The organism is Lichenibacterium dinghuense (assembly GCF_021730615.1).
In the GTDB taxonomy this organism is placed as follows: Bacteria; Pseudomonadota; Alphaproteobacteria; order Rhizobiales; family Beijerinckiaceae; genus Lichenihabitans; species Lichenihabitans dinghuensis.
The window spans coordinates 3,616,876-3,636,248 of the sequence record NZ_JAJLMN010000001.1; the positions used below are offsets into that span (position 1 = coordinate 3,616,876).

The following is a 19,373-nucleotide window of genomic DNA, read 5'->3' on the forward strand; positions in this document are numbered from 1 at the left end:
GCAGGACGGGGCTGACGCCTCAGAACCTCCCGATCAGGACCCTTATGCCCCCTCCGCTGCTGCAGATGACCGACATCCGCTACACCCTGGGCGGCAAGCCGCTGCTCGACGGGGTGGACCTCCAGGTGGGCCGCGGCGACCGCATCTGCCTCGTCGGCCGCAACGGCTCGGGCAAGTCGACGCTGATGAAGGTCGTGTCGGGCGACGTGGTGGCGGACGGCGGCACGCGCTTCCTCCAGCCGGACGCCAGCCTGCGCGTGCTGCCGCAGGAGCCGGACATGGCCGGCTACGACGACGTGCTGAGCTACGTCGAGGGCGGGCTCGGCCCGCTCGACAACCCGTATCGCGCGCGCTCGCTGCTCGACGACCTCGGCCTCACCGGCGACGAGAAGCCCGGCCACCTGTCCGGCGGCGAGCTGCGCCGCGCGGCGCTCGCTCGCGTGCTCGCGCCCGAGCCCGACATCCTGCTGCTCGATGAGCCGACGAACCACCTCGACCTGCCCGCCATCGAGTGGCTGGAGAACGAGCTGAAGAGCCTCCGCTCGGCCCTCGTGCTGGTGAGCCACGACCGGCGCTTCCTGTCCAACCTCACGCGCTCCACCGTGTGGCTCGACCGCGGCCGCACCCGCCGCATCGACCAGGGCTTCTCGGCCTTCGAGGACTGGCGCGACCAGGTGCTGGAGGAGGAGGAGGTCGAGCGCCACAAGCTCGACCGCAAGATCGCCCGCGAGGAGGACTGGGTGCGCTACGGCGTGTCCGGCCGGCGCAAGCGCAACGTCCGCCGCATGGCCGAGCTCGGCGACCTGCGCCGCGAGCGCCGCGAGGCGACCCGCGCCGTCGGCCTCGCCACCATGACGGTGTCGGAGGGCAAGACATCGGGCAAGCTCGTCATCGAGGCCGAGGGCGTGTCGAAGAGCTTCGGCGAGCGCCCCATCGTGCGGGACTTCTCGACCCGCGTGCTGCGCGGCGACCGGCTCGGCATCGTCGGGCCGAACGGCGCCGGCAAGACCACGCTGCTGAACATCCTGACCGCCCGCGACGCGCCGGACCGCGGCGACGTCAAGGTCGGAGCCAACGTCGAGCTCGCGACCCTCGACCAGGCGCGCTCCTCGCTCAGGCCCGACACGACGCTGGCGGACGCGCTGACGGGCGGCGGCTCCGACCAGGTGATCGTCAACGGCGCCTCCAAGCACGTCATCGGCTACATGAAGGACTTCCTGTTCGGCCCCGAGCAGGCCCGCACGCCGCTGTCCCGCCTGTCGGGCGGCGAGCGCGGCCGCCTGATGCTGGCCCGCGCCCTGGCGCTGCCCTCGAACCTGCTCGTCCTCGACGAGCCCACCAACGACCTCGACCTCGAAACGCTCGACCTCCTGCAGGACATGCTGTCCGAGTACCCCGGCACCGTGGTCGTGGTGAGCCACGACCGCGACTTCCTCGACCGCGTGTCCACCTCGGTGATCAACAGCGAGGGGCAGGGGCGCTGGATCGAATATGCCGGCGGCTATTCCGACATGGTGGCCCAGCGCGGCCAGGGCGTGACGGCGCGCGCCAAGGAGCCGGCGAAGGATCCCGCCGAGGCGCCGCGCGGCGCTTCGGCGACCGGCGCCGCCCCGGCCCGCAAGGGCAAGATGTCGTTCAAGGACAAGCACGCGCTCGAAGCGCTGCCGCGGCAGATGGAGGAGATGCGGGCGCAGCGGGCCAAGCTGCAGGCCTCGCTCGACGACCCCGGCCTCTACGCCCGCGACCCCAAACGCTTCGCCAAGCTGTCCGCCGCGCTGGCCGAGGTCGACGCGAAGCACGCCGCGGCCGAGGACGAGTGGCTGACGCTGGAGATGATGCGGGAGGAGATCGAGGGGTGAGATCTGCCCCTCTGCCCGCCTCTTCTTCGGGTGGGCTGCGCTGTATTGATCAGAGCGTGGCGCGCCCGCGGCGGAAGCACGGCGGGCGGTGAAACGATTCCTGCGGTCAAGCATTAGCTCGGCTCACGGGGACACCGCGATGAACGATCCGATTTCCAAGGGGGCGCCCTCGGGCTCGGCCTGGACGGCGGCCGCCGTGCTGGGCTTCGCCCTCGTGGGCGCCCTGAGGCGTCCGCAGCTCACGGCCGGCGGCGCCCTGAAGGCGGTGCCGCAGCCGCGTCCGCCCGCCGCGCAGCCGGGCGGGGCCGCCGTCAAGCCCGCCGCCGGCGGGTCGGACAGCGGCAAGGCCGGCACGGACGGCACCGCCACGAAGCACCCGCCGGGCTTCCTCGGCATCGCGCGCGCGGTGTTCGACCGCTTCGGCAACGACAACATCAGCCTGGTCGCGGCGGGCGTCGCCTTCTACGTCATGCTGTCGATCTTCCCGGCGCTGGCCGCGCTGGTGTCGCTCTACGCCCTCGTGGGCAACCCGGACGACGTCGCCAACCGCGTGCAGGACTACGGCTACCTGCTGCCGCCGGCCGCCCTGAAGCTCATCATCGACGGGCTGCACAACTTCGCCAAGACGGCGGGCTCGACCCTGTCCTGGGCGCTGGGCACCTCGCTGCTGCTGGCGCTGTGGAGCGCCCGCAACGGCATCTCCTCGATCATGACGGGCCTCAACATCGCCTACGAGGAGGTGGAGACGCGCTCCTTCGTGATGCAGACGCTGATGGCGCTCGGCCTGACGCTCGGCGCCATCGTCTTCGCCGCCGTGGTGATCTTCGCGGTGGCGATCATCCCCATCATCCTCAACTTCCTGCCCTACGGCTCGGTGTTCGCGCCGCTGCTCAACTTCGCGCGCTGGCCGGTGCTGGCCGTGCTGGTCGCGCTCGGGCTCGCCGTGATCTACCGCTACGGCCCGTCGCGCGAGAACGCGAGCTGGCGCTGGATCTCCTGGGGCTCGTCCATCGCCACCGTGCTGTGGCTCGCCGGCTCGGTCGGCTTCTCGATCTACGTCAGCAAGTTCGGCTCCTACGACGCCACCTACGGGGCGCTCGGCGCCGTGGTGGTGCTGCTCCTGTGGCTGTGGGTCAGCGCCATCGTGCTGCTGGTCGGGGCGGAGATCGACGGCGAGCTCGACCAGCGCGCCACGCTGGCGGGCGACCCGCTAGCCTCCGTCCCGGCCGGCGCGCCGCGGCCCTGACGGGAGGCCGCCGCACGGGCGCCGGCTCAGTCGAGCGGCGCCACCGGCACGTCGGCAGGTGCGGCCGGGGCCGGCTCGGCCCTCGCGGGCGAGGCCGGTGCCGCCGCGGCGGGTGAGGCCGGTGTGGCCCCGACGGCCGGAGCCGGGACGGCGGGCGCGGGCTCGCTCCTCAGCACGGCGGGCCGCAGAACGCGGTGCGCCGGCCGCGGCCGCGCGGGCGGCTCGGGCACGCGCAGCGCGGCGGGTGTGACGGGCGCGGGGCGGGGCGTCGGCAGGGCCGGGCGCCTCGCCGCCGCGGCCAGGAGGGGCGACGGCACGGCCGCTTGGGCGTGCGGACGCGCGACCTGCGCCGTCGCGGGCATCAGCGCCACGGCGGCCGCGGCCCGGCGCTCGTCCGCGGGAGGGCGGAACGCAAAGACCGGAATCCGCGCCCTCGCCTCGGGCCGGGGCGCCCCCTCGCGCGCCGCCGCGGCGGGCGGGACCGGGGACGGGCGGACGCGGCGGGACCAGGGCCGCGGAGCCTCCGCGGCGGGCTCTGCCTGTCGGCTCGCTTCGACCCAGCGGCGCCAGTTCTCGATGCGCCGCAGCCGCATCTCGCGCCGCCACGCCCAGCGGCGCCAGAACCAGCCCGGCCCCGGAAAGGGCCGCGGCCCGAACGCGACGGGCCCGGCCCAGGGGCGAAGGGGCACGAGCTCCACGACGCGGCCCGGCCGCGCCCACCCTCCGCCCGGACACGTCCCCGGCCCGAAGGCGCCGACGCAGGGCCTTCCCCAACCCCACCACTGGGCTCGGGACGGCTCGGCCCAGCCCGCGGCGGACAACAGGATCAGCGCGAAGGCGATGCGGCGCATGGCAAGGTTCCGTTCACCATCCCATCCTCCTCCCGCCAACCATGCCAGGAGATGAACGGGTCCGGCTCACCCCACGGATGCGACATGCTGTCGAGGCCCTCTCCCGCGCCGACCGGACGGCGCGGGGCGCGAGGCCTTGCTGCGCCAGGGGCCGCGCCCTCTATGCACGGCGTCGGCCCGCCCTCGACGCAACTGCGCCCTCTCGCATCCGGAGACGACGAACCATGGGATCGGACCTCGACGGCCGCGGCACCGACATCCTCTTCGCGGCCCTGGAGGCGGCGCCGATGCCCCTGGTGCTGTCCGACCCGAACCGGCCCGACGACCCGATCGTCTTCGCCAACCGCGCCTTCGGCCGGATGACGGGCTACGGCCGGGCGGAGGTGCTCGGCCGCAACTGCCGCTTCCTCCAGGGTCCCGGGACCGATCCCGGCGCGGTCGACCTGATCCGCCGCGGCCTGCGGGCGCGGGAGGAGGTCGCCGTCGAGATCCTGAACTACCGCAGGGACGGCACGCCGTTCCGGAACGCGCTGTCCATCGCGCCGGTCTTCGACGCCGCGGGCGGCCTCGTCTACTTCCTCGGGTTCCAGGCCGACGTGTCGCGGCGGCCGGAGGCCGGGGAAGCCCCGCCCCGGACCATCAGCGCGGAGGCCGGCGGCCGCGCCCTCGGCGACCTCGCCCACGACCTCAACAACATGCTCCAGGTCATCGCCGGCCACGTGGACGGCCTGAAGGACCACGTCGCGGCGTCGGGCGACGCGCGGCTCGTCCGCCGCATGCGGGCCGTGTCCGAGGCGGCGGACCGGGCGACCGGGCTGGTCCGCCGGATCCTCGACGGGGCGCGCGGACCGGGGGCGGGCACCGGCGGCACGCCCGCCCCTGACGGGATCGTCTCACCCCCGCGCGTCGGCGGCGTCGGCCCCGAGCCCGCCGTTGGCCGGGGCGGCGAACGCATCCTCGTCGTCGACGACCGCCCCGAGGTGGCGGAACTCGCCCGCACCATGCTGGAGGGCGCCGGCTACGGGGTGGAGGTCGCCCGCGACGGGCGCGACGCCCTGGAGAAGCTGCGGGGCGGCTTCGCCCTGCTGTTCTCCGACGTCGTCATGCCGGGCGACCTCGACGGCGTCGCCCTGGCGCGCGAGGCGCAGCGCCGCCATCCCGGGTTGAAGGTGCTGCTCACCACCGGCCAGGGGGCGGGGCCGGCCCGCGCGGAGTTCGAGGCGATCGGCAAGCCCTACCGCCGCTCGGAATTGGCGGAAGCGGTCCGGCGGCTGCTCGACGCGCCGGGCGGCGGCGCGTGACGGCCGCCGGCCCGCCGCGGCCGGTCAGGCGTGGCCCGGGCAGCCCCGGTTGTGCATCTGCTTGTTGGCGCTGATGCGGGTCGCGTCGCTGATGTCGGGGTTCGTGAGGTAATAGGCGTAGAAGGCGCACCACTCGTCCTTGGTCATCTTGTCGAGCGGCTTGTCCGGATCGTACTTGCCCTTCGTCGACTCGCATCCCCCGGCGGCGAGCGCCAGCGCCAGTGCAGCGCCCATGGCGACCTTCTTGAACACGCCCTGTCCCTCCATCCTCGGTGCATCCGCGCCCGCGGTGCCGCTCCTATACCATCTCCGGACCCGCGTCCTGCCTCGGAAACCGGCACGGCGCTCCGCTCCTCCGACCATTTCGCCCTCCGATTGTGCAGACTTCGCCGGGCGGGCCGGAACCCGCCGGAGCGACGGGCGTTGGTGTCGCATCTGCGCCGGGCGGCGCAGCCCAGTGGAGGATTCACCATGAGCGAGTTCACCGACAAGGCCAAGGGCCTCGCCAACGAGGCGATCGGCAAGGCCAAGCAGGGCATCGGCGAGCTGACCGGCTCCGAGCAGACGCAGGCCGAAGGGGCCGCGCAGGAGGCCAAGGGCCACACGCAGAAGGCCGTGGGCGACGCCAAGGGCGCCGTGAAGGACACCGCCAACAAGGCCGCCGACGCGGCCGATTCCGCGCTGAAGCGCTGAACCATCCTCCGCCGGGTCCCCGCCGGGACCCGGCCCTCCCTCCGCCATGCTCGTCCGGCGGAGGCGTGTTGACAGATCGCGTTCGTCCACCCTATAGACCGGACGTGCCGCTGAGGCGGCGCTTGGCGGGGTAGCTCAGCTGGTTAGAGCAGCGGAATCATAATCCGCGTGTCGGGGGTTCGAGTCCCTCTCCCGCTACCAACGAAACCCCCGACCGAAGTCGCAACGGACAGCGGCCCCGCACCTGTGAGTGCAGCGAGGCGCCCGGTGACTTCGATCATCACGCCCTTGTCGACACCCGTGGCTCGGACCATCACGCGCTGCACGAGCTCGCGGAAGGCCGCGCGTGGTTCCATCTCGCCGTCGGCGGCATCGCGCTCCAGCGCCTCGTCCAGGCGATCGATCGCGGCGAGGTGGACTTGACGGCCGGCGGGGAGACCCGCAGCACGGCCGGCGCCGCGTCGCACAGGGCGAACTCGGCCCGGACAGCGTCGCGCTCGGCGCGCAGCCGCGGGATGACCTCCGCGGCCTCGTCCTCCGACAGGATCCCGCGCATGTAGCCCTGGTGGGCTCGATCGTAGGCGCGCTCGGCCGCGGTGAGCCGCGCTTCGATGGCGGGGCGTGATCCCGCAGCCTCGGCGGCGAGGCGCTTCCGCTCCGCGTTGTAGGCCTTCACGTAGATGTCGATCATGGCCCGATCCTGCAGGCGCTCGCGCAGGCCCTCGACGACGGAGCGCTCAAGGGCGTCGGCATAGAAGGCCTGGCGCACCGAGCAGCTCCCGCTCTCCTTCATCGTGGTGCACTGGATGCGCAGCCGGCCGTGGTCGCGGTCCTTCACGCCCATGCCGCCGCCGCAGGCCGCGCAGCGCAGCAGGCCGGACAGCAGATGCTTCGGCCGGCGGTGATCCTGTGGGCTCTCGCCGCCCGCGAGCTCCTTCATGCGCCCGACGCGCTCGAACAGGGCGTGGTCGACGATGCGAAGGTGCTCGGCCTGGGCCGTGTGCCACTCCGCCTCACCGTTTGGGCGGCTGATACGCCGGCCCGTGTCCGGGTCTTTCATCATCCTCACGCGGTTCCACATCAGCACGCCGTCGTAGAGCGGGTTCGTCAGGATGCCGTTGCCGCGCTTGCGGTTGCCATTGATGGTGACCGCGGCCCAGCGGTCGCCCCGCGGCGGCGCCACGCCCTCGCGGTTCAGCTCGCCCGCGATGTCGCGCGGGCTCCGGCCGGCCCCATATGCGGCGTGGATTCGCCGGACCACGGCCGCTTCCTCCCCGACGATCTCCATCTCGCCCGGACGGCCCGGCACGGCTCGATAGCCATAGGCGCGGCCGCCGGCGTGCCGCCCATCGCGGATCACGCCCGCTGCCGCACCGTCACGTCCCGGAAGGGGCGTTCAGTTCTGGTCGAGACGGTCCACTCGGCCGTAACTCAGTTCGAAATGTTCCCCTGATCGTTGAGACCTCTACTTCGTTGAGAAGTGCGGGCGAGTGCTCAAGGACGGCAAGGGGCCGGCTACGCCGTGGCGTTTGGCGTAGCGCGTGACGCTTTCGGATTATCACAGGTTAAGAAACCATGTAGCTTGAGCCTGCCGGATCGGGCCGGCTCCGTTCAGGATCGCGCCGCATGGTCGCTCGCTTCCTCCGCCGCCTCATAGCCCCGGCCGTGGCAAGGGATGCCGACAGGCTCATCGCCAGTCACGGCGGGGGGGCCGTTTATCTCGCACGCCATGTCGTCTTAGCGGCTCAGGAGAAGCGTCCTGACGGCCATTGGTGCCGTGTGCTGGCCGAGGTGGAGCGCCGGCTCAAATGGGCCTCTTGAGGGGGACCGCAGCCCCGGCGCAAAGGCGAACGCCGAGGCCGCGGGACGGGCGGGGATCGCCGCGCCGACAAGGTCCATACGCCCCGGATGGTGCGGGTTTGTGGAACGGGGCGGCGAACGGGACGGGGGCCAGGCATCGCGATTAACCTAGTCTATCAGAGCACGATGTCTGGACCACACTCCTCAGCTAGAAGGGGCGTTTGAAAGACGAGCACGATGCCGTGCGCCACGCGCCGCCCCGGTGTCACGGGACGGCTGCCGACCTTGGCGACATCGTCGGCGCGGAGATCGACCGCTTCGGCCTCAACAGCTACCCCCGTGCAGGACACGTTGATGATGCGCGCGGCCAACCGCTTGCCGCTCTTGGTTGTGAGAACGGTTGTGGTTTTGGCGGGCAGGAAGCGGGGAGCGGTGCGTGTCTCGCTTGGCTCGATAGCATCGAGTGTCGTAAGCTGGACGTCGATGGCGGCTCTTCGAGAGAAGACGTCCCGCGGAATGGTCGAAATTGGCGCATGAGATCTTCCGCCACTGATGCCGTTCCAAGCCTTTCTGATGTCAAACATCTTACGCTGTGTCCCATTCGAGGCGGCTATAGCCTCACATGGGAGGGCTTACTATTTTGTCATCCTGAGCGTTCGCTGGAGCGCTGCCAAGGTGGAGAGCCGAAGGTTTCAAAGCCGAAACGTCGCGGAGAGTGGCATGAAGCGAGCGTGTGGCGATTGGCGTAGGGTCCGGCCCCGCCATCCCTGGGCACGGGATCGAGCGGGATCGGGCAGCGCTCCGCCGTCCTACAGGTGAGTACCGCCCGCACAGGCGCATGTTGCAGCGCGGCGTGCAATGGTGCGGCGGCTACAGGATGAACACGCCGCAGCGCGGGTAAGCCGCCAGCGGGTTCAGGAACCGGGTCCGGGCGAACCTCCGCTATGTGGAGAATGGCCATCGGGTCGCGAAGGATGGTGAAGGGCCGAGGGCGATGTGGCGGCTGATGCGAGTCAGCCGCCACCACGCGGCACCTCAATAGGTCCGCAGGTCCGGCGTGTAGGTCGAATACCCATAGGGGTTCGTCACCGTCTCCACCGAATAATTTGACGCTGAGCCTGCCACGAACGAGCCATGCTCGAACTCGCTGGTACCTGTGTCGCTATATGTCGTGCTGTAACCCGAAGAGAAGCTTTCCGTTTGATAGGAGGTGCGCGTCTGATCGACGTAGTTGCCCGATACGGTATCGTCGATCGACCGTGATGCATAGATTGACTCGGTATATCCGTAAGGAAAATTCAGTGGGGCCGACGACCCTGCACCGAAGCTACGATATTCGCTTGCCGTGCTGTATTCACGAGAGCTGCCGACGTACGTGTAAGAATGATAGTCTGAATATATGCCGTTATAGGTGTAGACAGAATGTGTGTAAATTCCTCCATTTTGTCCTTCATAAGAGTATCCGTAGCCGTATGCATTCGACGTATAATAGCTAGAGCCCGGACCAGAAAGGCCAGATCGGGAATAGCCGAAATCGTTGTTAGTCGCTCCATAGTACGTCATGGATCGCTCCTGTCGGGTTAGAAGCCCGCGTAGCAAGGCAGAACACTTATGACAAGCTAAGTCGCAACGTCAGACGATTAGGAGTCGAACGGCTGTGGTTTGAGGGACACAGCCTCAGCGGAGCCAGGTCCTCAAGGTCGCGATCCGACCGTCCGGAGAATATCGCACAAAAGCATTACGGGACGGGTGCGCGAGCGTGCGGAAGGTCGGGGAGCGGCAGAAGGCGAGCGTGTGGCAGTTGGCGATGGCCAGGGCAGCGACGCGGCGGGTCTGCTCCACGTTGGACATGCGGCGGTTGTCCTCGCGCCACGCCATCTCGCTCATGGAGATCCGCAGGTAAGCCCGCCAAGCACCTGAACCTCTGCGTAGCCAAAGCTACACATCATAGGCGCGGCTTCATATTCGTGCTATGTTCTCGGCTGTCCCCACCCCTGAGGAACAGCCTGATGGTCATGGTCGAGCCGATTTCGAACTTCGAGGGCAACGCAGGCACCTTCAAGGGTGGCCGAAACCTCGCGCCAAGGGCAAGGTCGGCCGTCCGGCTCAGGTCGGCGAGCGCTACCCGTCGGGCAAGCTCAAGCCGCCAGAGAAGCAGAAGGCCAGCACACCGCCCGCCCAGATCAAGCGCCTGTTCGAAGCCGCCCTGCGACGCGCTGCCGACCCGATCTATGGGACGTCCCTCGGCCTGCTCTTCATGAACGGCGACATCACCGCCCACGAACTCGCCGCCGGCACTTCCTACGCCAAACTCCGCGGTCGCTACGACCGCGCCATGGGCATCCCCGGCCGGTTCACCCTCTCGCCCGACTACGGCACCGCCCGCGCCATCTCCAACCGTGAGCCGATGTCCGACCGTGAGATCGAAGCGATCAAGAAGCGACAGGCCGAGACCTTCGCCAAGATCGGCGCCGACATGCAGGCCGCATGGTGCGTGCCGGACGGGCAGAGAAGTGATGGGGTGGACGGCCCCTGCTACCGGCATCGATGTGCCAAGATGCGGTCCTTCAACCCCCCATCGACAGGAGCTGTCAATGGCACAGGTTACCACCATCGGCCTCGATCTGGCGAAGAACGTGTTCCAGGTTCACGGCATCGACGTAGAGGGCAAGGTGCTTGTGCGCCGCTCGCTGCGCCGCGGCGAGGTCGTACCCTTCTTCACCAAGCTCGCACCCTGCCTCATCGGAATGGAAGCGTGAACCGCGCCGGGTTTCTCGGAGGCTGGTTGGCTTGGACGTTACGCCGCCATCGGGGTGGCCTCAAGCGCGGCGTAGAAGGCTGCTTCGGCTTCGGCCGGCGGGACGTTGCCGATCGGCTCGAGCAGCCGGCGGTGATTGTACCAGTCGATCCACTCAAGCGTGGCGTATTCGACGGCCTCGAACGACCGCCATGGCCCCAGCCGGTGGATCACCTCGGCCTTGAACAGGCCGTTGATGGTTTCAGCGAGGGCGTTGTCGTAACTGTCTTCTATGCTGCCGACCGACGGTTCGATGCCGGCGTCGGTAAGTCGTTCTGTGTATTTGATACTGACGTACTGTACTCCTCGATCAGAGTGGTGGATGAGCCCGCCGACAGGTCGGCGCTCGTGCAGGGCCTGCTCCAGCGCATCCAGCACGAAGCTGGTCTGGGCTGAGCGCGAAGCTCGCCAGCCAACAATGCGGCGGGCGAACACGTCGATGACAAAAGCCACATAGACGAACCCGGACCAGGTCGCCACATACGTGAAGTCGGACACCCACAACACGTTGGGACGAGGTGCCTTGAACTGCCGGTTCACCCCTCATCCTGAGCTCGTCGAAGGATCGAGCGGGCAAGCCGCCGAGGGATCCGGCACTGTGGTGCGGGCCTTTCTTCCCCGCACGACCCCTTGCAGCCCCAAGACGCGCATCAGGCGCGCCACCGTGCAGCGGGCGACAGGGATCCCCTCGCGGCCGAGCTGCCGCCAGATCTTCCGAACGCCGTAAACACCGAAGTTCTCCTCGAACACACGGCGGATCTCGACCATCAGCGCCCCATCGCTCCGGGCACGGGCCGACCGCTTGGTGGGATCGGCCTGCCGCGCCGCATGGGCGTAATATGTGGACGGGGCGATCGGCAGCACCTTGCAGATCGGCAGGGCCCCGTGAGCATCCCGGTGCTCGTCGATGAAGGCTTTCATGTCCGCGATCGGCGGTCGAGCTCCGCCATGGCAAAATAGGCGCTCGCCTTCCGCAAGATCTCGTTGGCTTGACGCAGCTCGCGGACTTCGCGCTCCAGCGCTTTGATGCGCTCGCGTTCGTCCGATGCAGGGCCGAGCCTCGCACCTTTGCTGTTCTCGGTTTCCTCGATCCAGTTGCGCAGGGTTTCCCCCGAACAGCCGATCTTGGACGCGATCGACCGGATGGCCGCGTGTCGCGAGCTATGCTCGCCCTGGTGCTCCTGCACCATCCGGACCGCACGCTCGCGGACCTCGGGGGAAAATGGGGGTGTGCGCTTCGTCATGGCTCCACTCTCGCAAGATCAGGAGCCTCCGGGAAACCCGGCGCGGTTCGGCTCGCTGCGCCCAGCCGGCCACCTCCGACGCTCGCTCCGCCGCCTCGCCCAGCGAAAGGTCGGACCGCCAAAGCTTTGCGTCGACCCGCCGCCCCGTGAAGGCGGCCGACGCGTCGGACGCGAGCCACAACAGCGGCGGCACCACGATCGCGGGGCGGAGCATCGCGGCGCGGGCTTCCGGGCCGACCGAGGGCGGGATCAGCCCCGTTTCGGTGGCACCACCGGGCAGCAGGGCGTTGACCGTGACGCCGGTGCCGGCGAGGTCCTGCGCCCAGAGGATCGTCTCGGATTCGAGCACGGTCGTGCCGGCCTCGGCCGTGGCGAGACTGATCTCGCCGTCCTCGATCGCCGACGACGTCACGCGCAGTGCGTCGCCCTCGCGCAAGCCGAGGTACATGCCCGGCGCGTTCGGCACTTCGATCTGGCGCGGCGGCGCGTCGGGCACTGCGAAGCGCTCGGCGCCCGACGCCGAATCCTGCCGCTGAAATCCTGGTAGGATGCGCCATGCGTCCGGAAGCGGCGCGAATGGGGAGGCGCATCTGATGTGGTCGGTCCTGATCACGGCCATCGTTTTCGCCTCCGCCGTCGGATCCTGCCTCGCCGCTTCGGGAACGGTCACGACCGCGATGGCGGTCCACGGCGCGCTGATGCTCACGGCCTGGGGCCTGCTGATGCCGGCCGGCGGCATCGCGGCGCGCTACTTCAAGGTCACGCCGGGGCAGGACTTTCCGCGCGTGGTCGAGAACCTGACGTGGTGGCGCTGGCACCGCGGCCTGCAATACGGCGGCATGGCCCTGGCCACGGCAGCGCTCGGCGTGATCCTTTCCGAGACGAGCGGGCGCTTCGACACGCTCCACGGCCGCTGCGGCCTCGTTGTGATGGCGCTCGGCTGGCTGCAGGTCGCGTCGGGCCTGCTTCGGGGGAGCAAGGGTGGGCCGACGGACCCGGGCAGCGACCCGCTCGACCCCTGCACCTGGCGCGGCGACCACTACGACATGACGCCCCGAAGGCATGCCTTCGAGCGGTGGCACAAGCCCGCCGGCTGGTGCGCCGTGATCTTCGCCGGCGTCACGATCCTGCTCGGCCTGCAACTCGTCGGCAGCCCCGTGTGGCTGCTGTTCGTCGTGGGCGTGCTCCAGGCGGGGGCGGTCATCTCCGTCCTCGACTGCGCGGCGCGGCGCAGATGGGTGGACACCTATGCCTCGCTCTGGGGGCCCGATCCGCGGCATCCCGGCGACCGCCGGACATCGAGGAGCTGAACTCCGGTGCGGCGTCGCACCCCATCCGCCGCCGATAGCGCTTCCGCCCGCGTCGTCCCGAGATCCGCGGCCGCCGCCCGCTCGCTTCGTGGCGCGCATCCTGACCCGGCCTGGAAGCCGTCCGTGTTCCCGAAGTGCCGGCCCGTCAGGCCGGGGACACCTGCCCGACGATGCCGAGGAAGCCCTCCGGCGCCCAGGCCGAGCGGCCGATGAACAGCCCGTCGATGTTGGGCCTGGACGCCAGCTCGGCGCAGTTGCCGGGGTTGACGCTGCCACCGTAGAGCACGCGCGGCTCGCGGCCGACGACCTCGGTGAGCACCGCCTTGATGCGGGCGTGCTGGTCGTCGGCGAAGCCGGGGTCGGCCGGCGTGCCGCCCTCGCCGATCGACCACACCGGCTCGTAGGCGATGACGACCCGCTCGGCCTCGGCCCGCGACACCTTCGACACCGCGGCGCGGACCTGACCTTCCAACACTTCGGCGGTGCGGCCGGCCTCGTATTCGGCGCGGGTGTCGCCCACGCAGACCAGCGGCGTCAGCCCGTGGCGGAGCGCCGCCGCGACCTTCAGCGCGACGGTCTCGTCGGTCTCGCCGAAGAACTCGCGGCGCTCGCTGTGGCCGATCTCGGCGATCGTCGCGCCGCAGTCCGCCGCCATGGCGGCGGAGATCTCGCCCGTCCAGGCGCCGGCCTCGGCCCAGTGGACGTTCTGCACGCCGACCCGCACCCGCGTCCCGGCGAGGAGCTGCGCCACCTCGGCCACCGCCGTGAAGGGCGGGATGATGAAGAGCTGCGCCGGCGTCGAGCGCGCGAGGTCGGACGCCTTCAGCGCCTCGACGAAGGCCCGCGCCTCGGCGCGGAGCTTGTTCATCTTCCAGCTCGTGCCGATCCAGAGCGTGTCGAAGGGCATGCGCGCGTCTCCGTCTAGAGGCTGTTATGAACCATGGAGGGCGGCTCCATTGCGGCGCGGCGAGCCGAATGGCAGGAGAAGCTTGCAGCCGGTACGTCCGTACCGGCAAGAGCTTCGACGCACCAGGCGGCCGCTGCGCCGCAACCCCGGAGGGGCCGGGCCCTTTTCGGCGCTCGGTTCGTCGACTTGCTCGACCGTGGCTCAGCCACGCTCATCGCAAGTCTCCTGCCGATCATCCGAAAATGGCTCCAGTCGAGCCACCATCCATGGTTCATAACAGCCTCTAGGCCGCGCGCGCCGGGCGCGCCGCGACGTGGGCGGACCAGAAGGCCACCGATTCCCGCATCTCCGCGACCACGGCCCGGTCGCTCGGCTCGCGCTCGCGCCACGCGAGCTCCAGGCACAGCTCGTTGTCGGTGCCGCCCCCGTCCCGCACGGCGGCCAGCAGCGGCTCGGGCTGGATGCGGCCGTCGCGGTTGCGCTCGGCCGTGAAGGGCCAGTGGCCGCCCTTGTTCATCGTCGACTGCTTGATGTGGATGATGGGCGAGCGCGTCGCGAAGTTGCGCGCCCAGGCGTAGGGGTCGGTGTCGACCGCGTCGGGCGAGGACACGTCGCCGTGGTCGATGTCGACCATCGGCAGCAGCGGGATCGGCAGCGCGGCGGCGTCGATGTCGGCCTGGAGGGCGCGCGTGGAGGCCTGCGTGTGGCCGAGCTCGCGGCCGACCGACATCGGCTCCCAGAACAGCCAGGTGAGGCCGCGGCGCCGCGCGTGCTCCGCCACCTCGCGCCAGCAGCCGAGCGCCTCGGCCAGCCGCGCCGCGCGGCGCGCCGGGTCGTCGTGGTCGCGGAAGGTGAGGATCGCGAACTGCGTGCCGATCGCCGGGCAGCCGAGGTCGGCCGCGATGTCGGCCAGCCCCTTGAACCACGCCACCGAATGGGCGCGCGCGTCGGGGTCCGGGTGGCCGAAGTGGTTCAGGCGGCCGTAGGGGCCCGTCATCATGGATGTGACGGCGAGGCCTTCGGCGGCGCAGCTCCGCGCCATGCGGTCCGTCGTGCGGCGCACGAGGGCGGCCGGCCAGGCGGGGTCGATGAACTCGTGGGTGAGCTGGATGTTGCCGATGCCGACCTCGCCGGCCAGCACGGCCGCCAGCTCCTCGGGCTCCGCGAAGCGGTTCACGAAGGGATTCGTGCTCAACGACAGCGTGAAGCCCATCCGCCCCTCCCCCATGATGCGCGCCGGCTCGCCGCCGGTCTCGCCGAAAGGGAAAGCAGGCTTGAATTTTTTTTGCAAGCGCTGAAATTAAATACAGGCAAGCCCGGCGCGGCCGGGCGGACCCCCGGGAGGAACCCATGAAGCTCGTCATCGGCGCGGACAGCGCCGGCAAGCCGCTGCTCGACGTCGTCGCCAAGCACCTCGCCGACAAGGGCGTCGAGGTGACGGACCTGTCGCCCGCCTCGGACTCGACCCCGGAATTCTACGCCGACACGGCCGAGCGCGTCGGGCTCTCGATCACCGAGGGGCGGTTCGACCGCGGCCTCCTGTTCTGCGGCACGGGCATCGGCGTGTGCATCTCGGCCAACAAGGTGCCGGGCATCCGCGCCGCGCAGGCCCATGACACCTATTCGGCCGGCAAGGCCGCCACCAGCAACAACGCGCAGATCATCACGCTCGGCGCCCGCGTGGTGGGGCCCGAGCTCGCCAAGGCGATCGTCGACACCTACCTCGCCTCCGCGTTCGACCCCAAGGGCTCCTCGGCCGGCAACGTCGGCGCCATCGAGAAGCTCGACGGCAAGTACACCAAGGGCTGAGCCGCCGGTCGGCGGCGTCATCCCACTTGGTCGTCGCCCGGCTGGCGCGGCGCCAGCGGGGTGAAGGCGCAGCGGTCGGGCTTGAGGTCGATCAGGGGCGTGCCGTCGAGGCAGTCGAGCCCGCGCACGGACACGACCGCGCCCTCGATCCCCACCAGGGTCACGAGCGACGTGCCGATCGGGTTCGGCCGCACCGGCGAGCGCAGCGAGAAGGTGCCGCGGCTCGCCCCGTCGCTCTTCGGGCTCTGGCGCAGGAGGTCGCGGCGCGACCGGTCGAGCCAGTACAGCACCTCTATCGATCCATACTGCTCCAGCCCGTCGAGCGCCTCGTCCCAGGGCCGGAACAGCTCGATGCGGCACACCGGGCCGTCGCGCCGGCCCTGGCGCGGGCAGTCCAGGCGGTCGGTCCAGGGCGTGCGGATGCGCCCGATGAAGACGAGCCCTGCGTCGGTGGCGGCCGGCGGCTCGCTCGCCACCTCGCCCGGCCTGATCTCGTCCCGCCGCACCATGCCCGTCCCTCCCGCGCCCGCGGAGGATAGCGGCCGGGTCCGGCGCGCGCCATGGACAGCTCCGGCGCCGGCGCTATATCGAGCCGACTATCACGGTCGAGGGCGGCGATATGGCGATCACGCGACGGTTCTGGCTCGGTGCGGCCTTGGCCGCCCTGTTGCCGCTCGGCTCCACCGCGGCCTCGGCCCAGGCGGCCGCGGTCGGGGTCGGCGCCGCCCCCGTCGTCTTCGCCGCCGCGAGCCTGAAGAACGCCATGGACGACGCGGCGGGCCTGTGGGCCTCCTACAGCTACGCGGCCCCGAAGCTGTCCTTCGCGGCCTCCAACGCGCTGGAGCAGCAGATCGCGGCGGGCGCACCCGCCGACCTCTTCTTCTCGGCCGACACCGACTGGATGGACGCGGCGCAGAAGGCCGGCCTCATCAAGGACGGCACCCGCGTCGACCTGCTCGGCAACGAGATCGTGCTGGTGGCGCCGAAGGACTCCACCGTCAAGGTGGACATCCGCCAGGGCTTCGACCTCGCCGGGGCGCTGAAGGGCGGCCGCCTCGCCATGGGCAACGTCGACGCCGTGCCGGCCGGCAAATACGGCAAGGCCGCCCTCCAGAAGCTCGGCGCCTGGGACGGGGTCAGGGACCACATCGCCCAGGCCGAGAGCGTCCGCGCCGCCCTGGCCTTCGTGGCCCGCGGCGAGGCGCCGCTCGGCGTGGTCTACGCCACCGACGCGGCCGCCGAGCCCAAGGTCAGGATCGTCGGCACCTTCCCGGCGGACAGCCACCCGCCGATCGTCTACCCGGTCGCCCTCACCAAGGACTCCCAGAGCCCCCAGGCGTCGCAGTTCCTGCTGTTCCTGCGCGGCGAGAAGGCGGCCGGGATCTTCAAGGCGCAGGGCTTCACCACCCTGCAGAAGCCCGTGCCGCAGCAGTGGTGATCGAGGGCTGGCTCGGGGCGGAGGCCTTCGCGGCGCTGCGGCTGAGCCTGCTCGTGTCCACCACCGCCACCCTGGCGAGCCTGCCGTTCGGGCTCGCGGTGGCCTACCTCCTGGCGCGGGGCCGCTTTCCCGGCCGCGCCCTGCTCGACACGCTGGTGCACCTGCCGCTCGTGCTGCCGCCGGTCGTCACCGGCTACCTGCTGCTCCTCGGCTTCGGCCGCCGCGGGCCGATCGGCGCCTGGCTGCACGACGCCTTCGGGATCACCCTCGCGTTCCGCTGGACCGGCGCGGCCCTGGCCTGCGCCGTGATGGGCTTCCCGCTGATGGTGCGGGCCATGCGGCTGTCGATCGAGGCGGTCGACCGCAGGCTGGAGGAGGCCGCCGGCACGCTCGGCGCGTCGCCGGCCGCGGTCTTCGCCCTCGTCACCCTGCCGCTCGTCCTGCCCGGCATCATCGCGGGTCTGATCCTGTCCTTCGCCCGCTCCATGGGCGAGTTCGGCGCCACCATCACCTTCGTGGCCAACATCCCCGGCGAGACGCAGACGCTGCCCTCCGCCATCTACACCTTCACGCAGGTGCCGGGCGGCGAGGGGGACGCGCTGAAGCTCACCCTCGTGGCCGTCGCGGTGTCGACGGCGGCGCTGGCCCTGTCCGAGGCCTTGGCGCGGCGCGCGTCCCGGCGCCTGCTGGCGTGACGGCGGGCGCGGCCCTGTCGGTCGAGGTCGCCCACCGCCGCGGCGCCTTCGCGCTCGACGTGAGCTTCGCGGCCCCGGGCGGCGTCACCGCGCTGTTCGGCCGCTCGGGCGCGGGCAAGACCACGCTGGTCGACGCCATCGGCGGGCTGCTGCGGCCGGCGCGGGGGCGCATCGCGCTCGGCGACCGCGTGCTGCTCGACACGGAGCGCGGGGTCTTCGTGCCGCGCCACCGGCGCCGCATCGGCACCGTGTTCCAGGAGGGGCGGCTGTTCCCGCACCTTTCCGTGCGGCAGAACCTCCTGTTCGGGCGCTGGTTCGCGCCGAAGGGCGAGCCCGGCCCCGCGCTCGACGCCGTGGTGGACCTGCTCGGCATCGCGCCGCTGCTGGCCCGCCGGCCGGCGGGCCTGTCGGGCGGCGAGAAGCAGCGCGTCGCCATCGGCCGGGCGCTGCTGGCGAAGCCCCGCCTCCTGCTGATGGACGAGCCATTGAGCGCGCTCGACGACGCCCGCAAGGCCGAGATCCTGCCCTACGTCGAGCGCCTGCGCGACGAGGCCGGCGTGCCCATCGTCTACGTGTCGCACTCGGTCCCCGAGGTGGCGCGGCTCGCCGACACGCTGGTGGTGCTCGACGCCGGCCGCGTCACCGCCGCGGGCCCCGCCGCCGAGGTGCTGTCGCGGCTCGACGTGGCGCCGCTCCTCGGCGCGCGCGAGGCCGGCGCGGTGCTCGACGCCCGCGTGGCCGCGCAGGACGAGCGCTTCGGCCTCACCACGCTCGACACCCGCGCCGGCGCGCTGCGCGTGCCGCGCATCGACCTGCCCCTCGGCTCGGCGCTGCGCGTCCAGGTGCCGGCCCGCGATGTGATGCTGAGCCGCGGCGCGCCGGTCGGCACCAGCGCGCTGAACGCGCTGCCGGCCGTCGTGGCGGAGCTGCGCGACCTCGACGGCGCCGGCGCCGAGGTCCGGCTCGACTGCGGCGGCGCGGCGCTGCTGGCGCGCATCACCCGCCTGTCGCTCGCCGAGATGGCGCTGGAGCCCGGTGTGCCCGTCTTCGCCGTGGTGAAGAGCGTGGCGCTCGACCGCTCCTCCGGCGCGGCGAGGCTCGGCCGCTACGACGGCACGGTGTGACCGGCGTCCCGCCCGGCCCGGATCTCGACCTGCGGCAACCTGCCTCACCTGTTTCAGTCTCACGGCCTCAACTATCGTCGGCCACCTGTCGCAAATGTGAATTCGCCCTGGCGCGAGATCGACTATAAGGGTCGAGGTTGAAGTCGGTCCGTGTCGATCGTTCGACGCATCTGATCTTCGTGCCGGCACTGCCTCCTGCTATGTCCTTCATCGCTCGACCGACGTCGCGCGCGCTGGGCGGGTCTGGTCGATCCGTCTCTGCTCGGCGATCGTGGTCTCGCGCGTCCGGCGTGCGCGAT

General features: G+C 70.9%; 19 protein-coding genes, 1 tRNA gene, 2 pseudogenes and 1 other annotated feature. Of the genes and pseudogenes, 11 read left to right on the top strand and 11 right to left on the bottom strand.

The features are described from left to right. Positions 1 to 44: 44 nt before the first annotated feature. Positions 45 to 1,859: an ABC-F family ATP-binding cassette domain-containing protein gene (locus tag L7N97_RS17280; RefSeq protein ID WP_237479541.1), complete on the top strand. Its 1,815-nt coding sequence runs from the start codon at positions 45 to 47 to the stop codon at positions 1,857 to 1,859. Between the two features lie 139 nt (positions 1,860 to 1,998). Further along, on the top strand, positions 1,999 to 3,105 hold the full coding sequence (locus tag L7N97_RS17285) for a YihY/virulence factor BrkB family protein (RefSeq protein WP_237479542.1): 1,107 nt from the start codon (positions 1,999 to 2,001) through the stop codon (positions 3,103 to 3,105). 26 nt (positions 3,106 to 3,131) lie between these two features. Here the strand turns inward: L7N97_RS17285 and L7N97_RS17290 are convergent, their stop codons facing one another. Next, positions 3,132 to 3,956: a hypothetical protein gene (locus L7N97_RS17290; protein WP_237479543.1), complete on the bottom strand. Its 825-nt coding sequence runs from the start codon at positions 3,954 to 3,956 to the stop codon at positions 3,132 to 3,134. Positions 3,957 to 4,180: 224 nt separating this feature from the next. Between L7N97_RS17290 and L7N97_RS17295 the strand changes: the two genes are divergently transcribed. After that, positions 4,181 to 5,257: a PAS domain-containing protein gene (locus tag L7N97_RS17295; protein WP_237479544.1), complete on the top strand. Its 1,077-nt coding sequence runs from the start codon at positions 4,181 to 4,183 to the stop codon at positions 5,255 to 5,257. A gap of 24 nt (positions 5,258 to 5,281) precedes the next feature. Here L7N97_RS17295 and L7N97_RS17300 read toward each other — a convergent pair whose 3' ends face one another. Next, positions 5,282 to 5,524, bottom strand: a complete 243-nt coding sequence (locus L7N97_RS17300) for a hypothetical protein (protein ID WP_237479545.1) — start codon at positions 5,522 to 5,524, stop codon at positions 5,282 to 5,284. 204 nt (positions 5,525 to 5,728) lie between these two features. On the opposite strand from L7N97_RS17300, the gene L7N97_RS17305 reads away from it, so the two are divergent. Then, a complete protein-coding gene (locus L7N97_RS17305) occupies positions 5,729 to 5,950 on the top strand; it encodes a CsbD family protein (protein ID WP_237479546.1) in 222 nt (73 codons plus the stop codon). Positions 5,951 to 6,074: 124 nt separating this feature from the next. After that, positions 6,075 to 6,151: transfer RNA gene (locus L7N97_RS17310), tRNA-Met, on the top strand. A 112-nt stretch (positions 6,152 to 6,263) separates the two neighbouring features. On the opposite strand, the gene L7N97_RS17315 is transcribed toward L7N97_RS17310, so the two are convergent. From L7N97_RS17315 to L7N97_RS17330, 4 genes are all read right to left on the bottom strand, one after another. Beyond that, positions 6,264 to 7,310, bottom strand: coding sequence for a recombinase family protein (locus L7N97_RS17315; RefSeq protein WP_237479547.1), 1,047 nt, complete (start codon positions 7,308 to 7,310; stop codon positions 6,264 to 6,266). A gap of 616 nt (positions 7,311 to 7,926) precedes the next feature. Continuing rightward, complete coding sequence (locus L7N97_RS17320) at positions 7,927 to 8,334, bottom strand: hypothetical protein (RefSeq protein WP_237479548.1); 408 nt, start codon at positions 8,332 to 8,334, stop codon at positions 7,927 to 7,929. A gap of 451 nt (positions 8,335 to 8,785) precedes the next feature. Next, positions 8,786 to 9,313, bottom strand: a complete 528-nt coding sequence (locus L7N97_RS17325) for a hypothetical protein (protein WP_237479549.1) — start codon at positions 9,311 to 9,313, stop codon at positions 8,786 to 8,788. A gap of 114 nt (positions 9,314 to 9,427) precedes the next feature. Next, positions 9,428 to 9,637: a hypothetical protein gene (locus L7N97_RS17330; RefSeq protein ID WP_237479550.1), complete on the bottom strand. Its 210-nt coding sequence runs from the start codon at positions 9,635 to 9,637 to the stop codon at positions 9,428 to 9,430. A 707-nt stretch (positions 9,638 to 10,344) separates the two neighbouring features. On the opposite strand from L7N97_RS17330, the pseudogene L7N97_RS17335 reads away from it, so the two are divergent. Continuing rightward, positions 10,345 to 10,506 (top strand): annotated as a pseudogene (locus tag L7N97_RS17335) (IS110 family transposase); the annotation flags it as partial. A 41-nt stretch (positions 10,507 to 10,547) separates the two neighbouring features. On the opposite strand, the pseudogene L7N97_RS17340 reads toward L7N97_RS17335, so the two are convergent. Together L7N97_RS17340 and L7N97_RS17345 are read right to left on the bottom strand one after the other, a co-directional pair. After that, positions 10,548 to 11,791, bottom strand: a pseudogene (locus L7N97_RS17340) (IS3 family transposase). Continuing rightward, positions 11,394 to 11,510, bottom strand: a sequence feature (AL1L pseudoknot). It overlaps the preceding pseudogene by 117 nt. After that, positions 11,709 to 12,410 (bottom strand): Rossmann-fold NAD(P)-binding domain-containing protein, encoded by a 702-nt coding sequence (locus tag L7N97_RS17345; RefSeq protein ID WP_237479551.1) that lies wholly within the window; start codon positions 12,408 to 12,410, stop codon positions 11,709 to 11,711. Before L7N97_RS17345 ends, L7N97_RS17340 begins: the two are co-directional and overlap by 83 nt. On the opposite strand from L7N97_RS17345, the gene L7N97_RS17350 reads away from it, so the two are divergent. After that, on the top strand, positions 12,385 to 13,101 hold the full coding sequence (locus L7N97_RS17350; protein WP_237479552.1) for a cytochrome b561 domain-containing protein: 717 nt from the start codon (positions 12,385 to 12,387) through the stop codon (positions 13,099 to 13,101). The two genes, L7N97_RS17345 and L7N97_RS17350, sit on opposite strands and share 26 nt — an antisense overlap. A gap of 145 nt (positions 13,102 to 13,246) precedes the next feature. On the opposite strand, the gene L7N97_RS17355 is transcribed toward L7N97_RS17350, so the two are convergent. Beyond that, positions 13,247 to 14,008: a triose-phosphate isomerase gene (locus tag L7N97_RS17355; RefSeq protein ID WP_237479553.1), complete on the bottom strand. Its 762-nt coding sequence runs from the start codon at positions 14,006 to 14,008 to the stop codon at positions 13,247 to 13,249. Positions 14,009 to 14,291: 283 nt separating this feature from the next. Next, the gene (locus tag L7N97_RS17360; protein ID WP_237479554.1) at positions 14,292 to 15,221 is read right to left on the bottom strand and encodes a sugar phosphate isomerase/epimerase family protein; all 930 of its coding nucleotides are present in this window, start codon (positions 15,219 to 15,221) and stop codon (positions 14,292 to 14,294) included. Between the two features lie 137 nt (positions 15,222 to 15,358). Between L7N97_RS17360 and derI the strand changes: the two genes are divergently transcribed. Beyond that, a complete protein-coding gene (derI, locus tag L7N97_RS17365; RefSeq protein ID WP_237479555.1) occupies positions 15,359 to 15,817 on the top strand; it encodes a D-erythrulose-4-phosphate isomerase in 459 nt (152 codons plus the stop codon). Positions 15,818 to 15,834: 17 nt separating this feature from the next. Here the strand turns inward: derI and tsaA are convergent, their stop codons facing one another. Beyond that, positions 15,835 to 16,326: a tRNA (N6-threonylcarbamoyladenosine(37)-N6)-methyltransferase TrmO gene (gene tsaA, locus L7N97_RS17370; protein ID WP_237479556.1), complete on the bottom strand. Its 492-nt coding sequence runs from the start codon at positions 16,324 to 16,326 to the stop codon at positions 15,835 to 15,837. A 110-nt stretch (positions 16,327 to 16,436) separates the two neighbouring features. Here tsaA and modA point away from each other — a divergent pair, with 110 nt between their 5' ends. From modA to modC, 3 genes are read left to right on the top strand one after another with little or no spacing between them, the layout of a single operon-like run. Then, positions 16,437 to 17,255 carry a molybdate ABC transporter substrate-binding protein gene (modA, locus tag L7N97_RS17375; RefSeq protein ID WP_237479557.1) on the top strand — a complete coding sequence of 273 codons (819 nt, stop codon included), beginning with the start codon at positions 16,437 to 16,439 and terminating at the stop codon, positions 17,253 to 17,255. Then, positions 17,255 to 17,950 carry a molybdate ABC transporter permease subunit gene (gene modB / locus L7N97_RS17380; RefSeq protein WP_237482280.1) on the top strand — a complete coding sequence of 232 codons (696 nt, stop codon included), beginning with the start codon at positions 17,255 to 17,257 and terminating at the stop codon, positions 17,948 to 17,950. Before modA ends, modB begins: the two co-directional genes overlap by 1 nt. Beyond that, positions 17,947 to 19,074, top strand: a complete 1,128-nt coding sequence (gene modC / locus L7N97_RS17385; RefSeq protein ID WP_237479558.1) for a molybdenum ABC transporter ATP-binding protein — start codon at positions 17,947 to 17,949, stop codon at positions 19,072 to 19,074. Before modB ends, modC begins: the two co-directional genes overlap by 4 nt. Positions 19,075 to 19,373: the final 299 nt, after the last annotated feature.